Origin of the sequence: Citrobacter sp. Cf088, assembly GCF_030334295.1 — a bacterium.
Lineage (GTDB): Bacteria > Pseudomonadota > Gammaproteobacteria > Enterobacterales > Enterobacteriaceae > Citrobacter > Citrobacter freundii.
Window position 1 is genome coordinate 1 of the sequence record NZ_JAOWEE010000036.1, and the last position, 20,645, is coordinate 20,645.

Annotated in this window: 16 protein-coding genes and 4 pseudogenes; 8 read left to right on the forward strand and 12 right to left on the reverse strand. The window is 46.2% G+C overall.

From position 1 onward, the window contains the following. Positions 1-7: 7 nt before the first annotated feature. Positions 8-1,159, reverse strand: coding sequence for an IS30-like element IS30 family transposase (locus OGV71_RS04100; protein WP_001254932.1), 1,152 nt, complete (start codon positions 1,157-1,159; stop codon positions 8-10). 64 nt (positions 1,160-1,223) lie between these two features. Between OGV71_RS04100 and OGV71_RS04105 the strand changes: the two are divergent. The 5 genes and pseudogenes from OGV71_RS04105 to OGV71_RS04125 all read left to right on the forward strand — a co-directional run. Next, positions 1,224-1,652: pseudogene (locus OGV71_RS04105) on the forward strand (IS3 family transposase); the annotation flags it as partial. Between the two features lie 672 nt (positions 1,653-2,324). Continuing rightward, positions 2,325-3,833 carry a group II intron reverse transcriptase/maturase gene (gene ltrA, locus OGV71_RS04110; RefSeq protein WP_001189111.1) on the forward strand — a complete coding sequence of 503 codons (1,509 nt, stop codon included), beginning with the start codon at positions 2,325-2,327 and terminating at the stop codon, positions 3,831-3,833. Positions 3,834-3,913: 80 nt separating this feature from the next. Further along, positions 3,914-4,390, forward strand: a pseudogene (locus OGV71_RS04115) (IS3 family transposase); the annotation flags it as partial. Positions 4,391-4,628: 238 nt separating this feature from the next. Further along, positions 4,629-5,639, forward strand: coding sequence for a plasmid segregation protein ParM domain-containing protein (gene parM / locus OGV71_RS04120; protein WP_223883253.1), 1,011 nt, complete (start codon positions 4,629-4,631; stop codon positions 5,637-5,639). A gap of 13 nt (positions 5,640-5,652) precedes the next feature. After that, complete coding sequence (locus OGV71_RS04125) at positions 5,653-6,039, forward strand: plasmid partitioning/stability family protein (protein WP_009652914.1); 387 nt, start codon at positions 5,653-5,655, stop codon at positions 6,037-6,039. Positions 6,040-6,065: 26 nt separating this feature from the next. On the opposite strand, the gene OGV71_RS04130 is transcribed toward OGV71_RS04125, so the two are convergent. The 10 genes and pseudogenes from OGV71_RS04130 to OGV71_RS04175 form a co-directional block, all read right to left on the reverse strand. Next, the gene (locus tag OGV71_RS04130) at positions 6,066-6,470 is read right to left on the reverse strand and encodes an FCD domain-containing protein (RefSeq protein WP_007372197.1); all 405 of its coding nucleotides are present in this window, start codon (positions 6,468-6,470) and stop codon (positions 6,066-6,068) included. A gap of 142 nt (positions 6,471-6,612) precedes the next feature. Next, on the reverse strand, positions 6,613-7,446 hold the full coding sequence (locus tag OGV71_RS04135) for a DUF4942 domain-containing protein (protein ID WP_008814956.1): 834 nt from the start codon (positions 7,444-7,446) through the stop codon (positions 6,613-6,615). 113 nt (positions 7,447-7,559) lie between these two features. After that, positions 7,560-7,880, reverse strand: coding sequence for a TA system toxin CbtA family protein (locus tag OGV71_RS04140; RefSeq protein ID WP_020303469.1), 321 nt, complete (start codon positions 7,878-7,880; stop codon positions 7,560-7,562). An 88-nt stretch (positions 7,881-7,968) separates the two neighbouring features. Next, positions 7,969-8,448 (reverse strand): JAB domain-containing protein, encoded by a 480-nt coding sequence (locus tag OGV71_RS04145; protein WP_008814954.1) that lies wholly within the window; start codon positions 8,446-8,448, stop codon positions 7,969-7,971. 231 nt (positions 8,449-8,679) lie between these two features. Then, positions 8,680-9,159 carry a YfjT/YkfB family phage-associated protein gene (locus OGV71_RS04150; RefSeq protein WP_020303468.1) on the reverse strand — a complete coding sequence of 160 codons (480 nt, stop codon included), beginning with the start codon at positions 9,157-9,159 and terminating at the stop codon, positions 8,680-8,682. Positions 9,160-9,375: 216 nt separating this feature from the next. Beyond that, positions 9,376-9,837, reverse strand: a complete 462-nt coding sequence (locus OGV71_RS04155) for a hypothetical protein (RefSeq protein ID WP_008814951.1) — start codon at positions 9,835-9,837, stop codon at positions 9,376-9,378. 162 nt (positions 9,838-9,999) lie between these two features. After that, positions 10,000-10,713 carry a helix-turn-helix transcriptional regulator gene (locus OGV71_RS04160; RefSeq protein ID WP_008814950.1) on the reverse strand — a complete coding sequence of 238 codons (714 nt, stop codon included), beginning with the start codon at positions 10,711-10,713 and terminating at the stop codon, positions 10,000-10,002. Positions 10,714-10,949: 236 nt separating this feature from the next. Next, positions 10,950-11,771 (reverse strand): DUF932 domain-containing protein, encoded by an 822-nt coding sequence (locus tag OGV71_RS04165; protein ID WP_008814949.1) that lies wholly within the window; start codon positions 11,769-11,771, stop codon positions 10,950-10,952. Positions 11,772-11,855: 84 nt separating this feature from the next. Continuing rightward, positions 11,856-12,728 (reverse strand): GTPase family protein, encoded by an 873-nt coding sequence (locus tag OGV71_RS04170; protein ID WP_008814948.1) that lies wholly within the window; start codon positions 12,726-12,728, stop codon positions 11,856-11,858. Positions 12,729-12,970: 242 nt separating this feature from the next. Continuing rightward, positions 12,971-14,159: pseudogene (locus OGV71_RS04175) on the reverse strand (IS4 family transposase). A 313-nt stretch (positions 14,160-14,472) separates the two neighbouring features. Here OGV71_RS04175 and OGV71_RS04180 point away from each other — a divergent pair. From OGV71_RS04180 to OGV71_RS04190, 3 genes are all read left to right on the forward strand, one after another. Beyond that, positions 14,473-17,646, forward strand: a complete 3,174-nt coding sequence (locus OGV71_RS04180; protein WP_213709416.1) for an autotransporter outer membrane beta-barrel domain-containing protein — start codon at positions 14,473-14,475, stop codon at positions 17,644-17,646. A gap of 296 nt (positions 17,647-17,942) precedes the next feature. Then, on the forward strand, positions 17,943-18,530 hold the full coding sequence (locus OGV71_RS04185; RefSeq protein ID WP_008814943.1) for a helix-turn-helix domain-containing protein: 588 nt from the start codon (positions 17,943-17,945) through the stop codon (positions 18,528-18,530). Next, complete coding sequence (locus OGV71_RS04190; protein ID WP_020303466.1) at positions 18,523-19,812, forward strand: EAL domain-containing protein; 1,290 nt, start codon at positions 18,523-18,525, stop codon at positions 19,810-19,812. The genes OGV71_RS04185 and OGV71_RS04190 overlap by 8 nt, the downstream gene beginning before the upstream one ends. 268 nt (positions 19,813-20,080) lie before the next feature. On the opposite strand, the pseudogene OGV71_RS04195 reads toward OGV71_RS04190, so the two are convergent. Continuing rightward, positions 20,081-20,505: pseudogene (locus OGV71_RS04195) on the reverse strand (integrase core domain-containing protein); the annotation flags it as partial. Between the last annotated feature and the right edge of the window lie 140 nt (positions 20,506-20,645).

Sequence of the window (20,645 nt, forward strand, 5' to 3'; positions counted from 1 at the left end):
TGTAGATTCAATCTGTCAATGCAACACCCCTTTCAATTATCTCTTTCGGTGTTTTGAACTTCAGTGTCTTTCTCGGTCTGTTGTTTAGCTGAGCAGCAACCAGATCTAGTTCATGTTGAGTATATTGGGCAAGACATGTCTTTTTAGGAAAGTACTGCCGAATTAGCCCATTTGTGTTCTCATTTGTTCCCCGCTGCCAAGGACTCTGAGGATCGCAGAAGTAAACTTTAACGCCGGTGCTGACAGTAAATTCTAGATGTCTGGCCAGTTCCATTCCTCTGTCCCATGTCAGTGATTTTCTGAGTTCTGACGGTAAACTCAGGAATTTGTCGGTAAGAGCCTGATTTACTGAGACAGAATCTTTGCCCCTGAGTCTAAGGATGATCGTATAACGTGATTTTCGGTCTACAAGTGTGGCTATATGAGAGTTTTTTGTACCTGAGACTAAATCGCCCTCCCAATGCCCCAGAGAGCGTCTGTTATCGATATTTCGGGAACGTTCGTGAATTGGTGTTCCGTTCACTATGTTAATCGTACCTCTTTCGCCTTTGCGGGTATGACGCCTGCCATGGCGAAGGCTATGCGACCGTCGCAGATGCTGTATATTCAGGTGGTGTAGCGCTTCACGGCTACGAAAGTACAGCGTTTTATAAATTGTCTCAGGTGATATTCGCAGCGTTTTTTGACGTGGTTTTGTTCGCCTTAACCATCCTGATATTTGCTCTGGAGACCATTTCATCTCCAGCTTTTCCAGAACAAGCTTTCGCAATGGTAAATTTTGATCCAGTAAGCACGGTTTTGGCCTTTTCGCCATTCTGTTGGCTCGGTTATTAGCATCAACAGCTTTGTAATAGCGTCTGCCCCGATTACGCTGAACTTCACGTGAGATCGTCGAAGGACTGCGATTCAGCGCAGTAGCTATCGCACGAATGCTCATTTTGGCTGACAAACCAGCTCGTATCTCCTCGCGCTCAGACAGTGTCAGGTGAGCTACAGCCCGCTTACGCTCATGGGGTTTTATGCCGCCAGTATCCCTTAACATAGTGAAGATCGTTCCGGGTTTTGAACCCAGGATATTCGCTATTTCACTGAAGCCTGTTCCGTTCTTCCATAGTTCAAAAACAGAGGCTTTTTCCTCTGCTGTAAATGTTCGTCTCATTCAAAAAACCTCCGCAACCCCATGTTTTCACATAACTGTTGCGTTGACCAATTGAATCTACAGCGGCGTACTTCGCAAAGCTGTCCGACTGAGGTACGCCTTTATCCGTGACAACACCTGTTGCTGGCCTGTTCGCCTGCTCTGTCGGGTGCTGGATGTTCATCCCAGTGGTTTTTACGCCTGGCTTCAGCAGCCGCATTCACAACGCCATCAGGCAGACCTGAGGCTGACAGGGCAGATTAAACAGTTCTGGCTGGAATCGGGATGCGTCTATGGTTATCGCAAAATCCATTTGGATCTGCGGGACAGCGGGCAACAGTGCGGAGTGAACAGAGTCTGGCGACTGATGAAACGTGTCGGGATAAAGGCTCAGGTCGGATACCGGAGCCCGCGGGCACGTAAAGGCGAGGCCAGTATCGTGTCGCCCAACAGGCTCCAGCGACAGTTCAATCCGGATGCTCCGGATGAGAGTTGGGTAACGGACATAACCTACAGTGTGCCCGGAGTTCAGGGCGGGCATGGATGCTTAAATGAACCGCGAGTCTGTCTGGAATATTGAACCGGTAACTCACGATGAGAAACCCAACAATCCCACCGGGTGTGACGGTGGAGAACCTGAGCGGCAGTGACCTGCGGCATGCCCGCAGGGTGATGTAACCCGCTGACAACGGGGATTGAGGCGAGATCACTAAGCCGAGATGATCCTCAAGGTTAAGTACTGAAAGGCTGAAGAACATGAACCCGTTAATCCGCCTCTGTGGGTTGAAAACGTCACCACGGCCTACGTGATCTGACAGGCCGTGCAGGAGGAACTGGCAGTGATACGTAAGCACTGCCGGTCGAAGGTGTTTTGACATGTATGCGAAACACCGGGGCAGCAGCGTCTATCACGCTTGCGTTGCTGACTTCTGCCAACTTGCGGCAAGCAAGGATAAAGAGTGCGACGGGCAGCCTCCTCAGTATGCCTGAGTCCAGGCAGGTAAACCGGGGAAGGTCAGCGACGGATGTTAAGGGGGCATGGCTCCGATGACGCGCTGGCTGGCGGAGCTTCCGTAGTAGTCCGCGATGGGGAAAGCCCATTACATGGCGAAGGGAAGCAGTTTGAATGTGTTTGCGACGTGAATTAACTGACCTAACGAGGTGAAGACCTTTGATAATCAGCGAAATGCAACGCAAGCTTGCCACATGGGCAGCCACCGATCCGTCCCTACGGATTCAACGGCTGCTGCGTCTGATAACACAACCAGAATGGCTGGCTGAAGCGGCGCGGATCACGCTTTCATCAAAGGGGGCGCATACCCCCGGCGTTGATGGCGTGAACAAAACAATGCTACAGGCCAGACTGGCTGTTGAGCTGCAAATCCTCAGGGATGAATTACTCTCAGGCCACTACCAGCCCTTGCCCGCCAGACGGGTTTACATCCCTAAAAGCAACGGCAAACTGCGACCACTGGGTATCCCCGCGTTGCGGGATCGTATTGTTCAGCGGGCCATGCTGATGGCGATGGAGCCGATATGGGAGAGTGATTTTCATACGCTCTCATATGGCTTCCGGCCTGAGCGCAGTGTCCACCACGCGATCCGCACGGTGAAATTACAGCTCACAGACTGCGGTGAAACCCGGGGACGCTGGGTGATTGAAGGCGACCTGTCCAGTTACTTCGACACCGTACATCATCGACTGCTGATGAAGGCTGTACGCCGCAGGATCAGTGACGCACGTTTCATGACTCTGCTGTGGAAAACCATCAAGGCGGGACATATCGATGTCGGTCTCTTTCGGGCGGCCAGTGAAGGTGTGCCACAGGGCGGTGTTATATCGCCGCTATTATCGAACATCATGCTGAATGAGTTCGATCAATACCTGCATGAGCGCTACCTGAGCGGGAAAGCCAGAAAAGATCGGTGGTACTGGAATAACAGTATCCAACGGGGCCGAAGTACGGCGGTCAGAGAAAACTGGCAGTGGAAACCCGCGGTGGCGTACTGCCGCTATGCCGATGATTTTGTCCTCATCGTCAAAGGCACCAAAGCACAGGCGGAAGCCATCAGGGAGGAGTGTCGGGGTGTGCTCGAAGGCAGTCTGAAACTCAGGCTGAACATGGATAAGACTAAAATCACCCATGTTAATGACGGCTTTATCTTTCTGGGGCACAGGATCATTCGCAAACGCAGTCGTTATGGCGAGATGCGAGTGGTCTCAACGATCCCGCAGGAGAAAGCCAGAAACTTCGCCGCATCGCTGACAGCACTGTTATCAGGCAACTACAGTGAAAGCAAAGTCGATATGGCTGAACAACTCAACCGAAAACTGAAAGGCTGGGCCATGTTCTATCAGTTCGTTGATTTTAAGGCCAAAGTCTTCAGTTATATCGACCGTGTCGTGTTCTGGAAGCTGGCTCACTGGCTGGCCCGCAAATACCGTACAGGTATCGCTTCCCTGATGAGGTGGTGGTGTAAATCACCGAAACCGGGTCAGAGCAAAACGTGGGTTTTATTTGGTAAAACCAATCACGGCAAGCTCAGCGGCGAAATACTGTACCGGTTGGTGGGGCAAGGCAAGAAGCTGTTCCGCTGGCGGCTACCCGAAGGTAATCCCTATCTGAGGACGGAGACCAGAAACACGTATACATCGCGCTTTACAGAAGTGGCAATGGCGTTCGCCAGCATTTAAATGGAGAGCCGGATGCGCTGAAAGGTGCACGTCCGGTTCGGGGAGGAGAGGCAGGGAAATAGTCCGACTACGCCCTGCCTCTTACTCTACTCAGGACCCACGAAGGCTGGCTGTATCTTGCCGTGGTTGTTGATCTGTTCTCACGCAAAATTATCGGCTGGTCCATACAATCCCGGATGACAAAGGACATTGTCCTGAACGCACTGCTGATGGCTGTATGGCGGCGTAATCCCCAAAAACAGGTGCTGGTTCATTCGGATCAGGGCAGTCAGTACACAAGCCATGAGTGGCAGTCGTTCCTGAAATCACACGGCCTGGAGGGCAGCATGAGCCGTCGCGGTAACTGCCATGATAATGCGGTTGCAGAAAGCTTTTTCCAGTTGTTGAAACGTGAACGGATAAAGAAAAAAATCTACGGAACGCGGGAAGAAGCCCGCAGCGATATTTTTGATTACATCGAAATGTTTTATAACAGTAAGCGTCGGCATGGTTCTAGCGAACAGATGTCACCGACAGAATATGAAAACCAGTATTATCAACGGCTCGGAAGTGTCTAGATTATCCGTGGCGATTCATTTTTCGGGTGGTTTGTTACTTTTTCCGTTGGTGTTCCAGGGCTACCGACCTCTGCATGTACGTATACATCCCTCTTTCTCGTTTACCCCGCCAGATTTCAATCCGATAGAATCGTTCCTGTTTTACTCACTCGTAATTCACTTTTCATAGTCATTTTGTGGACATTAAACGTGCGCTACAGGTGCGCATTCCTTGCTTCAGGATGGCTTACTATCTAAAATGGCAGAGATTTTTGATACTTTTGAACATTTTAATGAGGTATATACCATGATGAACATCGCTTGTGATGACGGCTCAACGAACGTAAAACTTGCCTGGATTGAGAATGGTGAAATCAAAACTCATGTTTCGCAGAACGCCTTCCGCGAAGGCTGGGCTACTCCACTCGCATTTGGTGGTAAAACTATCTACAACTATCTCATTGATGGGCGGAAATTTACTCACGACATTGGTTCAACATCTGCAATTACAACAACGCATACCTCTTTCCAGTTCGACGCTGTAAGTCGCGTAGCAATTCATCATGCCCTTTTGACTTCCGGTCTTGAGCCACAGGATGTTGAACTTACAGTGACACTGCCGGTGGCCATGTTCTTCACGAGCGATGCGCAGTTGAACGAAGCTAATATTGAAAAGAAAAAGGCCAACGTTATGGGCCCAATAACCCTGAATAATGGCGAAACTTTTCATGTTGTAAAAGTTAACGTAATGCCTGAATCAGTACCTGCGGCTGAATATCTGATTGATCCTAAAACAACCACGCAGCTTACACGAACCCTGGTTGTCGATCTGGGGGGAACAACCCTAGACCTGGCCATCATTCAGGGGGCAATGGAGGGCATATCTGATATCTTTGGCAACAGCGATGTTGGCGTTTCACGAGTGACAAAAGCTGTTATGGCTGCGCTCCAGGATGCCCAGTCTCCAAGTAGTTATGCCATTGCGGATATCATCATTAAAAACCGTCATGATAGAGCGTTGATTGCTTCTGCGGTCAATGATCACTCTAAAATTGATGCCATCATTGACGTTATCGATTCTGAGTCGAAAAATCTGGCCGAAGCTGTTGCAGCTGATATACGTCGTCAGAACAGCGTCCACAAAATCATACTGGCCGGGGGCGGTGCTGAGCTCATCCATTCTCATATTGTCGAACTATTCCCTAAGCTGGATGTCATCAAAGCGCCTGACGCGCAGCTCGCGCTCGTCAAAGCAATGGCAAGCGTCTAAACGAGGTTATGTGATGGAAGAAGATAAACGTTTACTCGTCTGGCTCCGCCCCGGCAATAATCCAGAAGACGGTAAAGCTCTTGATATTATGGAGCGCTTACCCCGCCGATCCCGGGGGGAATTTTACCGTAAGGCACTGGTAATTGCGTCTGCCTTGCATGAGCTCGACCCTCGGTTAATAAATTTGCTGGCCGCACAAACCACGACATCGTTTAATGCCGAAACGCTGAGCAACATTCTGTCGCAAACGCTGGGCATTGCCGTTGAACGGAATTCTTCACCAGTGGAAACCCAGGCCACAGGTATCCGAGCAACAACCATCATTGATTCGGATAAGCCTGCTGAGCAGAAAGAACCAATTCCTAAACCCTCCCTGATGATGCAAACCCTCAAACGTTGAATCCGAACCGGCTACTAGTAGCCGGTTTACTCACCTTGCTCGGTTAACAAGCTGAGATAGATCCGCAACCCCTTATCCAGTGACTCTCTAATGGCATCTGCTGCTGCCCCTGCATCCCTGTTTGAAAGAGCGAGTTCAAGCGACGAGAAAAATATTGGCCATTTATCCTCCGAGTCAGATTCGAACGTGTAACTCAGAGTTGGCCACAGGTTAATCCACAGTTGGGTTACAATTTTGAAAAACTCAGGCAGACCGGCGTATATGTAAAGCTTCAGCCGCAGAGTGAGGTTTAGCTGGTGCGCCAGATAAACATCCCTACGTTCATATGCGGAACGCAGCTTTTGGCACAAAGACAGGCATTCTTCAAAGCCATTGGCATCCATTTTCAGTACGGCCTTTTCTGCCAGTTCTGGCTCAATCAATCGCCTCATAATCGCTTGGTTGCTGGTTCAAGTCCAGCAGGGGCCACCAAATAAAACAAGGAGTTAGATGAGGAATCGTCTGACTCCTTTTTCGTTTTATACGAATTGGGTCAGGTAATGGGTCAGGTAAGGAATTACCTCCCCTCCTTCTTCATCCCGCTGCCAGCATCTCCGGATAGTGCGTCGCCACGATATCATTCATTTTTTCTGTCAGGTCGCACCGCTTAAACGTGATGTGCCCGGTTCCTTTCTGGAAATAACGTATACTGAATAAATTATCTTCGTAAACATCCTTCGAAGGGTTATCCCGGATATGATCCATCAGTCGGGTAGTAATATCACCACGATTATCAGGGATCGGTTTACCATCCAGCAGAAACAGCATTCGTTCCAGGTCTGCGAGTTGATCACGTCGCCATCCCCAGTTAAGACTAAATCCCCAGCGGTTATGCGTCACCAGATTGTTAATAATGATCTTCTTCCCAAAACTACAGGGACTATTGGTTTTATAATCCCATGACAGCCCTTTGAAGACATTGATGATACCGCGTTCAAAGACATCCCTTTTATTAAGATGTAACTGCTTAAAGGTACTGAGGATATTGGCTTCGCTGATGGCAGGAAGGTCACCCTCCTCCAGGGTTTTATGCAACTGGTCACGAGCCTGGGCATCCATCAACGCCATCATGCCAGACTTCAGCATCAAGTCGCGCCAGATACTGCGGTCTATATTACGCGTAATGGCGGGCATTGCTTTCTCAGATGGCTCGGTTAGCCAGCTGTCATAGCGGTGCCCGGATTTCATGGCCCAGTCCTGTGCCGTTCCCCCGCCCACTTCTGAAGTAAGGCGGGATACCGCATCAAGCTGCTGTATCAGTTGCTCAATCTGAACCAGTGCCGCATCACGCCCTGACACAGTCCGTTCAATATTAGTTGAGAGGATAAGTTCACTGTGATCCGTTAATACATCGGGTTCTGTTTGCATCGTTAATCATCCATAAAAGCAAACGCGCCTGCCAATAGTGGCTGGCGCATTATGCGATCAATATAAAAAGGGGAAGGTTTGGAGATAAAAATCAGGAATAAGACTCGAAGAATTCAGGTGTTGATTAGGCTGGTTGCGCGTCTGGCTCTGAGGATGTCGATAGCGGTGAGAAATGGAGTCTGATCCTGCCAGGTAAATCCTTTTCGGTCAGTGCGAATCAGCTCATATCTCTCTACCAGAAAGTTAATGGCATCCATCAGTGTGATACCAGCATCAATATGTTCCTGAATCACGGATTCATTAATAAAGGGAGTGTCGTCCAGTCGCAGACCATAGTGCTGGTCTAACAGGCGAGTCAGCAACATTTGCCAGACAGCCACGGGTGGCGGACATGGCTTCGCCACCCGCGGGTTTATTGCAGGATGAGTTTTCATTTTTTCTCTCGTTTGAATTAAAGGGGTTTAGTTTTGGGCGGGATAAATAACGATATAAACATAGCCATATGAACCGAGCCAGCCAGCCTTACAGAAGTCCATTTTCAGCAAAGGACGCTATGTGCCTGCCACCCACGATGAAGTGGTCAAGGACACGGACATCAACTAATCCGAGGGCCTGAATCAGGCGCTGGGTAATGACCTTATCTGACTGGCTGGGCGCGATATCACCAGAAGGATGGTTATGGGCAAGGATCACCGCTGCGGCATTAAAATAGAGTGCGCGTTTTACCACCTCACGAGGGTGAACTTCTGTACTGCTGATGGAGCCGGTAAATAAGGTTTCCCAGGCAAGCAGTTGATTCTGATGGTTGAGATACAACACCATAAACTCTTCCCGCTCACATCCGGCCATTCTCAGACACAGCCAGTCACGGACTGCACTTGTTGAAGTGAAAGCGACTCCCGGTTGATGTAAATAGTGACTGAGTAATTCAAAGGCTTTATCAACAGTACGCTGCACATGTAGGGGCAGTGATGGGGAAGAAAAATCGACTGTGTTTTCCATAAATAGGTCCTCAATCGAGGAGTGGTCAATAGAGAGTGATTGTCAGGGGGTCGGGATGTGAATCTGCCTGACTCAGTCATCGGTATTCATTGGCCTAGTTCAGGAAATGTATTGAGTTGCCCGTGTAGCCTTTAAGACTGGCTGAGTGTGATGATGAGGCTGAGATATATCCAGGCCCTGAAAAAGAAAACCCCTGCCACATCAGTGACAGGGTAAATCAGTGTTCGAAGATTATTGTGCTTCCTGATAGCGGATGTCCTTGCACTCATTTATACCATCAAGCTCTTTACGGATATTCTCCGCTGATGGACTGAAGCTCCCGACCTTGTCATCATTGATGTAGATATCAAACTTCGATGCCTGACTCAGGGCTTCAATAAAAGAAAACCAGGCATTATCGGCACCTCGCCAGCCAAGAGAGGAAGGGACTGGATACTGACTGTCTCCTGTCACCAAGGTAATGGTCTTATCCTCTTCATGTGAGTTAGCCCCCTTGCCTCCAGGAAGCGTGATATACACGCTATGCTGAAGGTTATCCTCCTCATCCGGATTCGTAGTACAGCTTACATTCAGAACCGTCTTTTCCGGGCTGGTGATAATGTACTCCGTCACGCCCATGGCAAAATTATTAGTCCACATGTTAGGTATCGCACTGGCAGGCGCTGCACAGAGCATCATGCTGGTTGCCAGTATTACTGGTATCAGTCTCATTGGTATCTCCATATTGGTGAGTCAGAAATTATCTATATCTAAATTGCGTCAATTAGCCCCTCGTTATTTGAGGTATGAATAAGCATAAGTGACGCGGTATTTTTGCCGAAACGATATTCAGTCTGTACAGACTGAATAAATATGATATCGCTGAACAGGTATTCTCACGCCGTCTGATGATAAATGTCGAAATATTTATCCGGTCAGACGGACCTTCTAGTTTGTCTTATCTTTTGTCCATTTTGGACGATTGCCATTAGAAAACGATTTAGACAGCGACCAGTACTCGATCGGGAAACGCTTGACGAGCTCGCCGTTAAGGCGAACATCAATGGTGCGATACTGGCCGTTATTCATGGTTCCTTTGCTGAAATAGGCGTTGCTACTGCAGGTTCCCGTATCGTACTGATTCCAGCCTTTTTCTGGTTTAGCCACAACATAAAAATCCCCTAATGCACAACCGTTGGTGGATTTACGGTTCACAATCGCAACCCGGTTAGTGGCTGCAAGAACAATAGAACAGGTACTGTTTTTTCCGCCACAGACATCCCATAGCACGCGTCCCTTAGGATCTTTGAATGACCAGATAGTATCAGGCGGTATATCACTACGGGCGAGGGAAGGAAGGCTAAACCCCAGTCCTGAACTCAGAGCAAGAACAGCAATCATTTTTTTCATGGTTATATTCTCAGATAAGTAAAAGTTGTATTTCTTCCTGTCAGCGACTTTACCTGACAGAAAAAACTGTTTAAGAGCAAACACCTGAGTCAGCAGATACTGTAGATAGCCTGCTGACGGTAGTGTTTCGTAAAAACAACAATCTCTCCTTATGGTCGCAGTCTACTCAGCACAATGATGGCTGCTGGTATCGGCATGACATGTGAGGGATAGCGCATCACGGACGGAATCGAAATGCGGCAGTGCCTGGATAAAGTCAGGCCGGGTTGAAAGCAGGCTGAAATCCTTGTGTGGAATAAAGGTGGCTCTCAGGACTGTCACGGTATGGATATTTTCTAGCGGGTAAACCGCAATACGGCCCTGTAACTCACCCACCAGATACCAGTGACCATACAGTGAAATAAGCCGGTATGGAGCCAGCCCTTCGCAACGCATCCCCTCTGCCAGCAATATGACTCGCTGACGGGTTGAGATAGCACTGACCAGACGATAAAAAGTGAGTGAGCCTGAGGGAGGAATTGCATTTGCTGGCTGCCATACCAGGCAGGGCATGTCATCGGCATTCAGCAGAGCACCGGCCAGCCTTCTGTCGAAACCGGGGAAAGCATCAGCCAGCCCCGTACGGTGAGCAAAGGTCAGTACATCAAATTCCCCCTGGGCCCCGCTATTTCCTGAGCGCAAACGACAATGTCCCTGGTGATACTCCAGGTCGAGGTACATCAGACGTTCATGAAAATCCCGCCTTAAGGTACGAACGGACACGCCAAACTCAGCAGCAAGTTTGGTGACGCTCAGAGTTTCACCGGTGACAAGACGACAGATGATAAGTGACAGCCTGACAGCCAGCCGGTCATGGCGACGTTCTGCCTGTGTCATGGGAGGGACTCCATTCAGATTAACTGACTGAAAATTTAAGTGATTACTTTAAAGAAGGTGCCGGACAGGGTATGGACATCATGAAAACTATTTTTTCTTTTTGCGGAAGTGAGAGATGGTGTGCCTTAAGGAGGTATTAGCTGGATTTAGCATCAGCGAAGATAAGCGTATGTGGACAGGTTATGTCCCCCGTAAACAATCCATTAACAAGTTTCGAGAAAAGATATTTTCGGCTTTTATGCAATCTGCTCCATCAGCGTTTCCGCTATCACCCAGAGCGCCCGGTTAAGTTTCACATCGCCATCAATACCACGCACAGCCCGAGTATGAGTACGTTTCCCCGTGATATTACGCCCGGACAGCCCGCCTTTAATCAGGTTCTCCTGAATACGCTGATACGTGGTCCACAAATCATTGCTCTCGTCCTGCCAGCGCCGGGGCGCAAGTACCTGAGATGCCGTCACAGGCTGGTGGTCCTCACCGAAACGATAGGTCAGTGCAGCCTGAGCCAGCGCCTGCTGTGCCGGTGGGGGCAACATCAGGGATTGCATGGCATCCCGTTTCTCCTCAACGCGGTCAAAAATCCCCAGCACCTCATAGGCCCCTTCAATCACCTGACTCACCACATCTCCCTTATGCGGTACCCGTACCTCACCAAAGGTTTCACCACAGACAAGCCCGTTCTGGCACACCGCCCGGAATAATCCCGGCAGCATCTGATAGGAGCTGGAGCCGTCATGGGAGTTGAGCAGAATGATTTCAGGGACCTGTTTCCCGGTAATTTGCCCCGCCCGACGCAGGCGTAACATATGCTTGGTATGCTCACGACGCCCGGGGTCTCGTACCCGGGTCTGACAGGCAAAGAACGGCTGAAAACCTTCCTTCTGCAGACTGTCGAGCAGCGATATGGTTGGAATGTAGGTATAACGTTCACTCCGGGACTGATGTTTATCCTCACAGAAGACACTGGGCACCACGCGAAATAACTCCTCATGGGTTAAGGGGCGGTCACGACGGATAAGGTTTGCTGCGCCAAAGCGCGAAGCCAGACGGGTCATATTCAGTTCCTTTATTTTGAAAATAAATAAAATCAGGCCCCGTCGCATTCAGCGACGGGGCCTGAAGAGAGGAGCGTTACATCTTCAGAAGAAAAAATCCCACAGAGAGCGGGCAACACGGACGACAATATCCCGTATCGCCTGGATGACATTTCGGGTGGGAGCGGATACCGCAGATGAGCGGGCAACGGTATCAAGCATATCGCCCACAGTTCGTCCAAATCGCTCCCGGGCCTGCCCTCTGATATTTTCCGTACGTAACGACTTATGCAGCCGGGAGGTCACAGGGCTGGTGGCTTTATCCGGCAGGCACGCCATCATCACCGAGACCATCGCGGCAATTCCCCAGCGGGTTCGCGCTGAGACGGCACAAAGCGGATGGATGGGCGCAAAGCGCTGGCGGATATCCTCCAGCTTCAGGCTCAGATTATGCCTCTGCGGTACCGAAGGACTATCGAATGCAGATGCTCCCTGCGGGAGCGGTTCAAACCGGTCTACCTGACTGACCACAAACAAGACTTTGTCCCGGTACGGGCCAATCACCTCCCGATAGAATTTCTCATCAACCGACAATGCCCGGTCGTCAGCCTTGATAACCCACAGAACCAAATCCATCTCCGGCAGCAGAGACTGATAGAGTTCCGCATACTGACGGTCTCTGACCTCGCTTTCCCCCGCACCGGGTAAATCGATTATCATCAGACTGTGCTTATCTGCTTTAAGCCGAAAGCGTAAAGCATCACGTGTACAGGCCAGAACATCACTGACCGGTGAGACCTCGCCACTGAACAAGGCATTACACAGGGACGACTTCCCGGCCCCGGATTTTCCGGCGATACCGATTACGGGTTCGTAATCAGTGAGACTCTGCAGGCGTTCAAGAATACGGTTACGAATAGCAGGAGGCAGACCGGATAGCGCACGCTCTATCGCTGCCGGAATAGGTAATTCATGCATGATTCTATTTCCTCTGAACATGAAAAAGACTAACTAGAAAGTCAGTCTTTGAAGAACATCATGCAAATGAAATATATCTGAATTTTTTTAAAATAAAGGAAAAAATCTTACACTCTACGGTTCATTCTTGTCATATTCATGTTCAGTTATGGTGACTCCTATTTTTAGTACTACCGCCAGTGAAAGTCAGTTTTTATCTTGCATAGATAACAGGGGGATATCCTGAAGGATCCTCATAAAATTCAGTAAACCAATATCATATCGGTATATCGTTGCCGTAATTTCTTCAAACCTGAGCCTAGCAATAGGGTTTTCAATATTAGCGGAGCATACCTAAATATATTCTCGCCAACTTTAATAGCGAAATAACTCGCCTGTATTTCACTATATTTGTCTGATATTTATGATGTATCCTTCCTTTTTCAAGGCTGAAACCACTTAACCACATAATAATACTGACTAAAGCCGCGATCAGGCTAAACACCGCGACCCGCTCAACTGAATGGTTAGCTCTAAGCCTTAACCCGAATCCTCAGTGAGGATTTTTTCATCCTGAAAATTTTGCTCGATTTGCATTCTGCGGCTGTATAACTTCATCACCTGTTTAGGGGAAAATTCTGTGCTATTTGTAAAAATAAACCAGGGTGATTTTCCCACTGTATGGGCTTTAGTTGTCACCGATGGCCTGGGCGCTCTTTCCTTTGAACGTTTGAATTTACGGCCTTTAGGCTTACTTTTATAAAGATAAAAATGGCCTTCATGTTGTGCTTTTTTACTTCGCCCCAGCAGACCTTCACCCAGATAAGTTGCTGTTGTTGATGTCTTTATGCCTGAATTAATTACCTTTTCCCATCCATCACCAACATTGTAATAGTGATTACCCAGCACCCGACAAATATAAGTCCAGCCACGAGAACTGACCTGTTGAAACCACCACCCCTGAAAACCGGCATCGGTAATAACAATGACATGAGTTTCGGGTGTAAAGCACTCAGCAAGCGACTCAAGAAAATATTCATGCACCTCAGGATTCGCCGTCTGCGATGACGGAACGACATAACTCATCAATGGTAAAGAGCGACCATCACATGCCAGGCTCGCCTGCAGGAGTTGGAAACGCGAGGCATGATAAGCGCTCCAGTCAATGAGTATCACAGCACGGGACATTCCCTGCGTGATTTTCTGCGTAACACGCTGAAAAATTATGGAAATCTCATTTTATAAATGAGTATTCCCCAGCAGTCTATCTACACGCTTTATTTTGTTTTTAACCGATGCCGTTCCGGTTAAATGACGTCCAATACTGGTAAGCGTAAGAGATGCACCATTTATTACAGCACTGGTTGCCTCAATCAGTGCTTTTTGACGATAAAGATGCAGAGGCTCCAGTATATTTTTAAAAAAATTTCGGCATAATGAACGCGCAGACATAGTGGTGATTTCCTTGAAATTGTTATTACAATCAATTAGATCGCAACATACTATGCATGTCTCCTTTTCTGTGGATTTGTCAGGGGATATCCCCCCTGTTATCTATACAAGACAAAAACTTACTGGAGATCCTCAATGGGGGGCACTAAAAATAGGGAAGTCTACAAAATCACAGTCATCATGATTTTACAAACATAATAAAATAAATAATTAAATAATATTAATAGGTAATTCCTATCTTAATGAGATAGTAAACCATTGCATATGATGTAAAAATGTTAATGGATGTCACAACCTATTTTCGGAAAAATAAATGAACAAAATATACAAATTAGTCTGGAATGTGGCCCATGGAGAATGGGTTGTTTGCTCAGAACTGGGTCGCAAGACAAAATTAGGCTCATTGCGTAGTTCATTGATTATTGGTGCTTTACTCTTATCTCAAAATGCAATTTCAGCCGAGTGTAGCACGAATGCTAACGGCACGATCACTGTAAATAATTCGATCAATACTGCGGGATGTAGCGTTGAATCTATAGGCAGTGAAATAGGCAATACTAGTATTTGGAATACCGGTATCCTGCAATATAGTCAGGGAGTCAACCGAAACATCACTATTTTAAATGACTTAAGTTTTACGATAAAAGGCAGTGCGGGGATTGCAGTTGGTGGTACTAGCCCAGCCTATGTTTCTACTTTTGATGCTTCAAATAAGACAATAGATCTTACTATAGCTAATCTTGATACTAATGCCGCTAAACCGGAAGGTGATAATATAGCGAAGGTAGGGGTTGGTTCATCACATGGGGCTACTGTAAAAATAGGAACAATGAACCTAACGATGCTGTCTTTACCAAACGGGACATCATATAGCGAGAGATTTGAACATTACGGAGTGGTAGCCGGATCAAGCGTAAATGCGGGTGAACAAGAGAACTTCAATGGAATGTATTCACGTGCGCTATTTGATAACTTAGATATCAATATGGCCTCTACGAACAATACGGGGTTTTTAGCTAGTTCGTATCCATTGGTCGTTGGTATCAGGGCTATTCAAGGCGCATCTCGTAACTCGGGGAACGGTGCCGCAGGATATGTGAGTGTATCCGATACACTTAATCTCAATATTAAGAATGGCAAGAATGATGCTATTGGGATTTACATATCAGGTTCGGAAATTAATAACGTCACCCCTCAGGTACACCTCCATGACAGTAATATAAAGATAGTTAGTAGCTCATCTCGCGCTAATGCCATACGGTTAGGTAAAAGTGCTGCGATAGGTACCGGAGAGGGGCAGTTATACTCCAGCGGTAAAATGTTCCTGGATACAACCGAAGCACCTAATGATGCCAGTATTGATATCATCTGGCAGGGTGCTTTATTAGATGCTAATGAAAATACATCCCGTACTGAAATAAAATCAGGCAAAGAGGCTATAACTATTAGCGGTAATGCCAGTCAGGCTACAGCTAAAACAATCACTAATTTTAACAATCTCATCGTGAATAAGACAGGTAACAATGGTTCCGATCTTATTAATGTTGCCGGTGGGCAGAATTTATACCAGTTGAGTGTGAGAGGGGAAGATAGCAATCTCATTTCTAATAACGGAAAGGATGCCTATATTCTGGATGTGGCTGGTTCAGCCTCCAGCGCAAGTAACGTTCTTTTCAATTTTTCTCAAGGGAGAATGCAAGGTCTGATCAATACATCTAATGCATCAAAATTGGATGTTAATATTGCAGACGATGCGACTTGGCAATTAGAAAAAAATGCCAGTAGTACTACCGCTAGTTTCACTACCTTGAATCTTAACAATTCGTCCCTGATCGCACATGACGTTAACAATGGGAATTCGACGGGAAATAATAGTATTTCCTCATTTACTCTCAAGGGTAATGTGCTGGCGAAGAACTCTGAAATAGATATGGCCAATGGGGTAGCTGGGGACCATCTAACCATCGACGGGAATTTCACTACTGGTGGTAATACATGGCTGATGGACTCGTACCTTACTGGAGAAGGAGTAAGTACCAATAATGGAGGGGATGGTAAATCTTATACGGATACTGTCACAATCACTGGTGATACTATTGACCGTGGTTATGATTATGTATGGATTAACAACCTTAACATGAACAAGCCAACAGGCCAGGAATCACTTGAACTTATAAAGGTCAATGGTCAATCAGATGGCGAGTTTCTGCTGCAGCGCAGGGTTGTAAAAGGGAATTATGAGTACCTGCTGAATAAACATAGCGATGATGGGGCTTGGTACCTGGAAAGCTTCGCAATGAAAGGTGAAACCGGGGCAACAGGTGAAACCGGGGCAACAGGTGAAACCGGGGCTACGGGTGAAACCGGGGCTACGGGTGAAACCGGGGCAACAGGTGAAACCGGGGCTACGGGTGAAACCGGGGCAACAGGTGAAACCGGGGCTACGGGTGAAACCGGGGCAACAGGTGAAACCGGGGCTACGGGTGAAACCGGGGCAACAGGTGAAACCGGTGCTACGGGCGGAACTGGCGGCCATACCCCTGTATTACGGCCAGAGAGTGCAAGCTATGCCGCGAATGCCTGGAGTGCTAATCATATGTTTAATATGACGTTGCATGATCGTATTGGTGAAAGTGGATTAGTGAAAACCACTGCTGAAGATGAATTAGCCTCGTCGCTATGGATTCGCTCAACTGGGAAACGGACAGAAAGTAATAGTTCTGGTCAATTAGATACTCGAATTTATGACACTACTATTGAATTAGGTGGCGATATTGCGCGTTGGGATACTAATCAACAACGATATCATTTGGGTCTGATGGCTGGGTACGGTAATAGTAATAATAAGACAACCTCTTCAGTGACGGATTATCAATCGAAAGGGAAACTTTCAGGCTATAGCGTTGGTATGTATCTCACTTGGTTCGAGAATGCCCTTGATAATTCAGGATGGTATACCGACAGTTGGTTACGCTGGAATGACTTTAATGCCAGTGTCTCGGGAGATCAGTTATCTAAAGAGGACTATAAGCTTCGTGGCATTACTGGTTCTCTTGAATCTGGTTATGCATGGCGTGTAGCTGGCAATGATAAAACCAGTTTCTGGCTGACTCCACAGGCCCAGGTTACCTATTTAGGTGTTACCTCAAATGATTTCACTGAAAAAACAGGTACTAATATTAAAGGAAACAAAGATGCGGTTGAATCTCGTCTGGGTGTACGGGCCAGTACTACGACCCATACAAGCGGGACCTTCATTCAGCCGTATGTTGAGCTTAACTACAGGAACTTAAACCGTTTACAAAGTCCAAATCTTGATGGACAACGTGCAGCGGCTATAGGTGGTAAAAATTCGTTCGAAACGAAAGCAGGGGTTGAAACAACAATTAGCGATAATACCAGACTTTGGGCTAATGTTTCCTATGTAACAGGAAATAAGGATTTCAATTCATATCAAGGGATGATTGGTATTAACGTTAAGTTTTAATTAACTATGGTAAGGGAAAGGAATCCCTTGCCACATTCTGAAAAAATTTGAATATAATTTTGTCATCTGAATAATTAAATTCTTTCTGATGGAGGAGCGGATTCAGCAATATTTGATTGTTCATAGAAAAGCAAATTTTCACAATCGTAAACCGGAAAAACTATAATAAACTACACGTTATACATAGTGTGTACAATTTTTCGACGTAGATTGATGTCTATCACATTATTGAGAATTTCGCTGAGAGTTATTTTTAACATTGGTTGTCATTGAGACCGCATATTTTTGAGGTAAAAATGTCTCCATTACAGATTTTAATTTTGACGCAGGATTCATATCTGAAGATTGGCTTATCTTTCTTGATAAAAGAACTAATTGGGCAAGTTCCAGTTCGTATTAGTGACGGTGTCGATCTCTTCGACGAGCAACTGTTTGGAATGTGTGATTGCTTTATAATTAATGATAGAGTGACATGGGATATACTTAACCATCCTTTAATAAAGAAATACGAAAATTGTAGAGAAAGAAATAGAATAATTATTCTTTCTGCTGAGATAAATGAATTCAAAAAATCTTTGGAACATATTCTTTTAAATTCAATGAGGCAAAAAATTTTTTTTAATAATATGAAGGGATCACATAATATAAAAAAATTAACTGCAAAAGAATGTGGTATTCTTTCATCTTTAATTTCAGGCAAAAAAATAATAACGATAGCCAAAGACTTTAATTGCTCGACTAAAACCGTTTATGCACATAAATATCATATATTGGAAAAGCTCGGATTTAGCTCAATAAACCATCTTATCCTTTTTTTAAATAATACTGAAAAATTACAAAAATATAGGAAAGCCCCTACAATGAAGGACATAAATAATGTTTAATAATCGGTTTCAGTCAACTGATTTTATTATTATATGGATTTCTAATCTTGGTGATATCGCTGCAGCATTTGGACCAGAGACCCATCTGCAATGTATATCAGTGGTACGGCAAAGGTTAATAGACGGCGGATTGCCAGCTGTTGCTATAGAGTTGCAGGATGAGGTTGTTACTATAGATCTATCTATGCTGCCAACAAATGTGTTATCCGAAGTTACCCATGTAGAAAACTACTCTACCGATCGACAGGAGGATAAACTTGCACAATTTCTTTTCGCTATTGTCGGTGCAGAGTGCATTGATACAATTCAAGGCCAAGTTTATCTACGCGTTGAAGTTAAATTTCTACGGATCAATGGTACACAATACGGATTTACGGATCGTAGTTCATTCCTTGCTGAGCAATCCACGCGACGACCAGCACTAGTACCAGGAATATTGACTGCTTGGTGTCAACGTTTTCGTTCCGATATGAAACACGCCGCTAATCTATTGAATGGGCTACGTAACGGATCGTTAATACTTGTATTCCAGCCGATTGTTCATTTTATTAATGGGGAAACTGTATGTATATATAGCGAAGCTCTATTACGTCATATTGCAGAACCTACATATGCTCCAGAAGATGCTATAAATGCACTAGAAAGACTGAAACTCATTTCTCACCTTGACTATAGTGTAGTCAGTACCATTCTTCAACTCTTGCGCTATCAGCCTAATCAACATATTGCGGCTAATATCTCTGCGGTATCACTAAATAATAACGCGTTTTGGCATCATCTGATAGAACAGCTAGAAGAAATGCCAGATATAGCGAGCCGCCTGATCCTCGAGATTACGGAAACTGCAGAGATTAGTAAAATTAGCGACGCAATAAGACTATTGGGACTCCTTAAAAAGACAGGAGTTCGCATTGCTTTAGACGATGTTGGCACAGGGATGACTACGCTGGAGTTTATAGCGATAGCCCATGCTGATATCATTAAAATTGATCGTTCCGTATTGCAACGTTCTTCAATATCTTGCTCCGGTGTAGAGAGCTCTGAACTAGCAAACCTCGTATGTCTGTGCAAGAACTATGCAGGTTTGGTTGTAGTTGAGGGGATAGAAACATCTGAACAATTAAATCAAGCAATTGGTCCTGCGCGTGCTAATGGTGTTCAGGGATATTTAATCAGTCGGCCAGAAGTTCAGGCTGGATGGATGAAAACGGCTCCATGCCATGTCGTGGATGTTTATAATCAGTTTTTATCATCCCAACTTGAGGTGATTTTAAGAAATTAAAGACGCTGTACACGATTTTTCAGTGCGACATGAGGCTGTTCCTGTGATTGTTTCAGCCAGTATGCAGTAAGACGTGCGAAGAAACCTGCTGTCTTATCAGCAGTTCCCTACCCGACTGTGTGTTGAGAACAATTTCAGGGTACAAACTGTCGGGGACAACGTAGCCACGGATTATCCGTAAGAGTGAATCGTGAGGTTCAATCTGAAACTGTCCCCCGCAGGTTGTGAAGGGTAATTCCTCTATTTTTAGCGGAGGCGATAAGTAGAATCAGTTCATGTAATGAATATGCTGCATCGGTGTAAAACCATTCAGTGCCATGTTCGGTCGTTCGTGATTATAGAACCATTGCCATTTTGTCGCATAGTCCTGCAATTCATTCAATGATGAAAACAGGCTCTGTCCCAGCCAGTCATAGCGTATTGTCCGGTTATAACGCTCAATATAGGCATTCTGCTAAGGTTTGCCCGGCTGAATAAAATTGAGTCGAATATCTTGCTTTTCAGCCCATGTTATCAGTGTATTACCTATATACTCTAGACTATTATCACAACGAATTGAAGCCGGTTTTCCTTTCCATTTAATGAGCTGCTCCAGCGTTCTTATGACAAGGATAGCTGGCAGGGAAAAATCAACCTCAATAGCAAGGCTTCACGATTGAAGTCATCAATCACATTGGGTAAACGGACAGCCTGGAACAAGAGTTCCGACTTCAGCTTATTTAAGAATGGCGATGATCTGACTGTCAGTAAAACGTGATCGTTGAGCTTAGCTGCCCTTCGGGTCATAGAAATCCTTTTTAAATCAAGTTAGTAGAAAATTATACTTATGAACA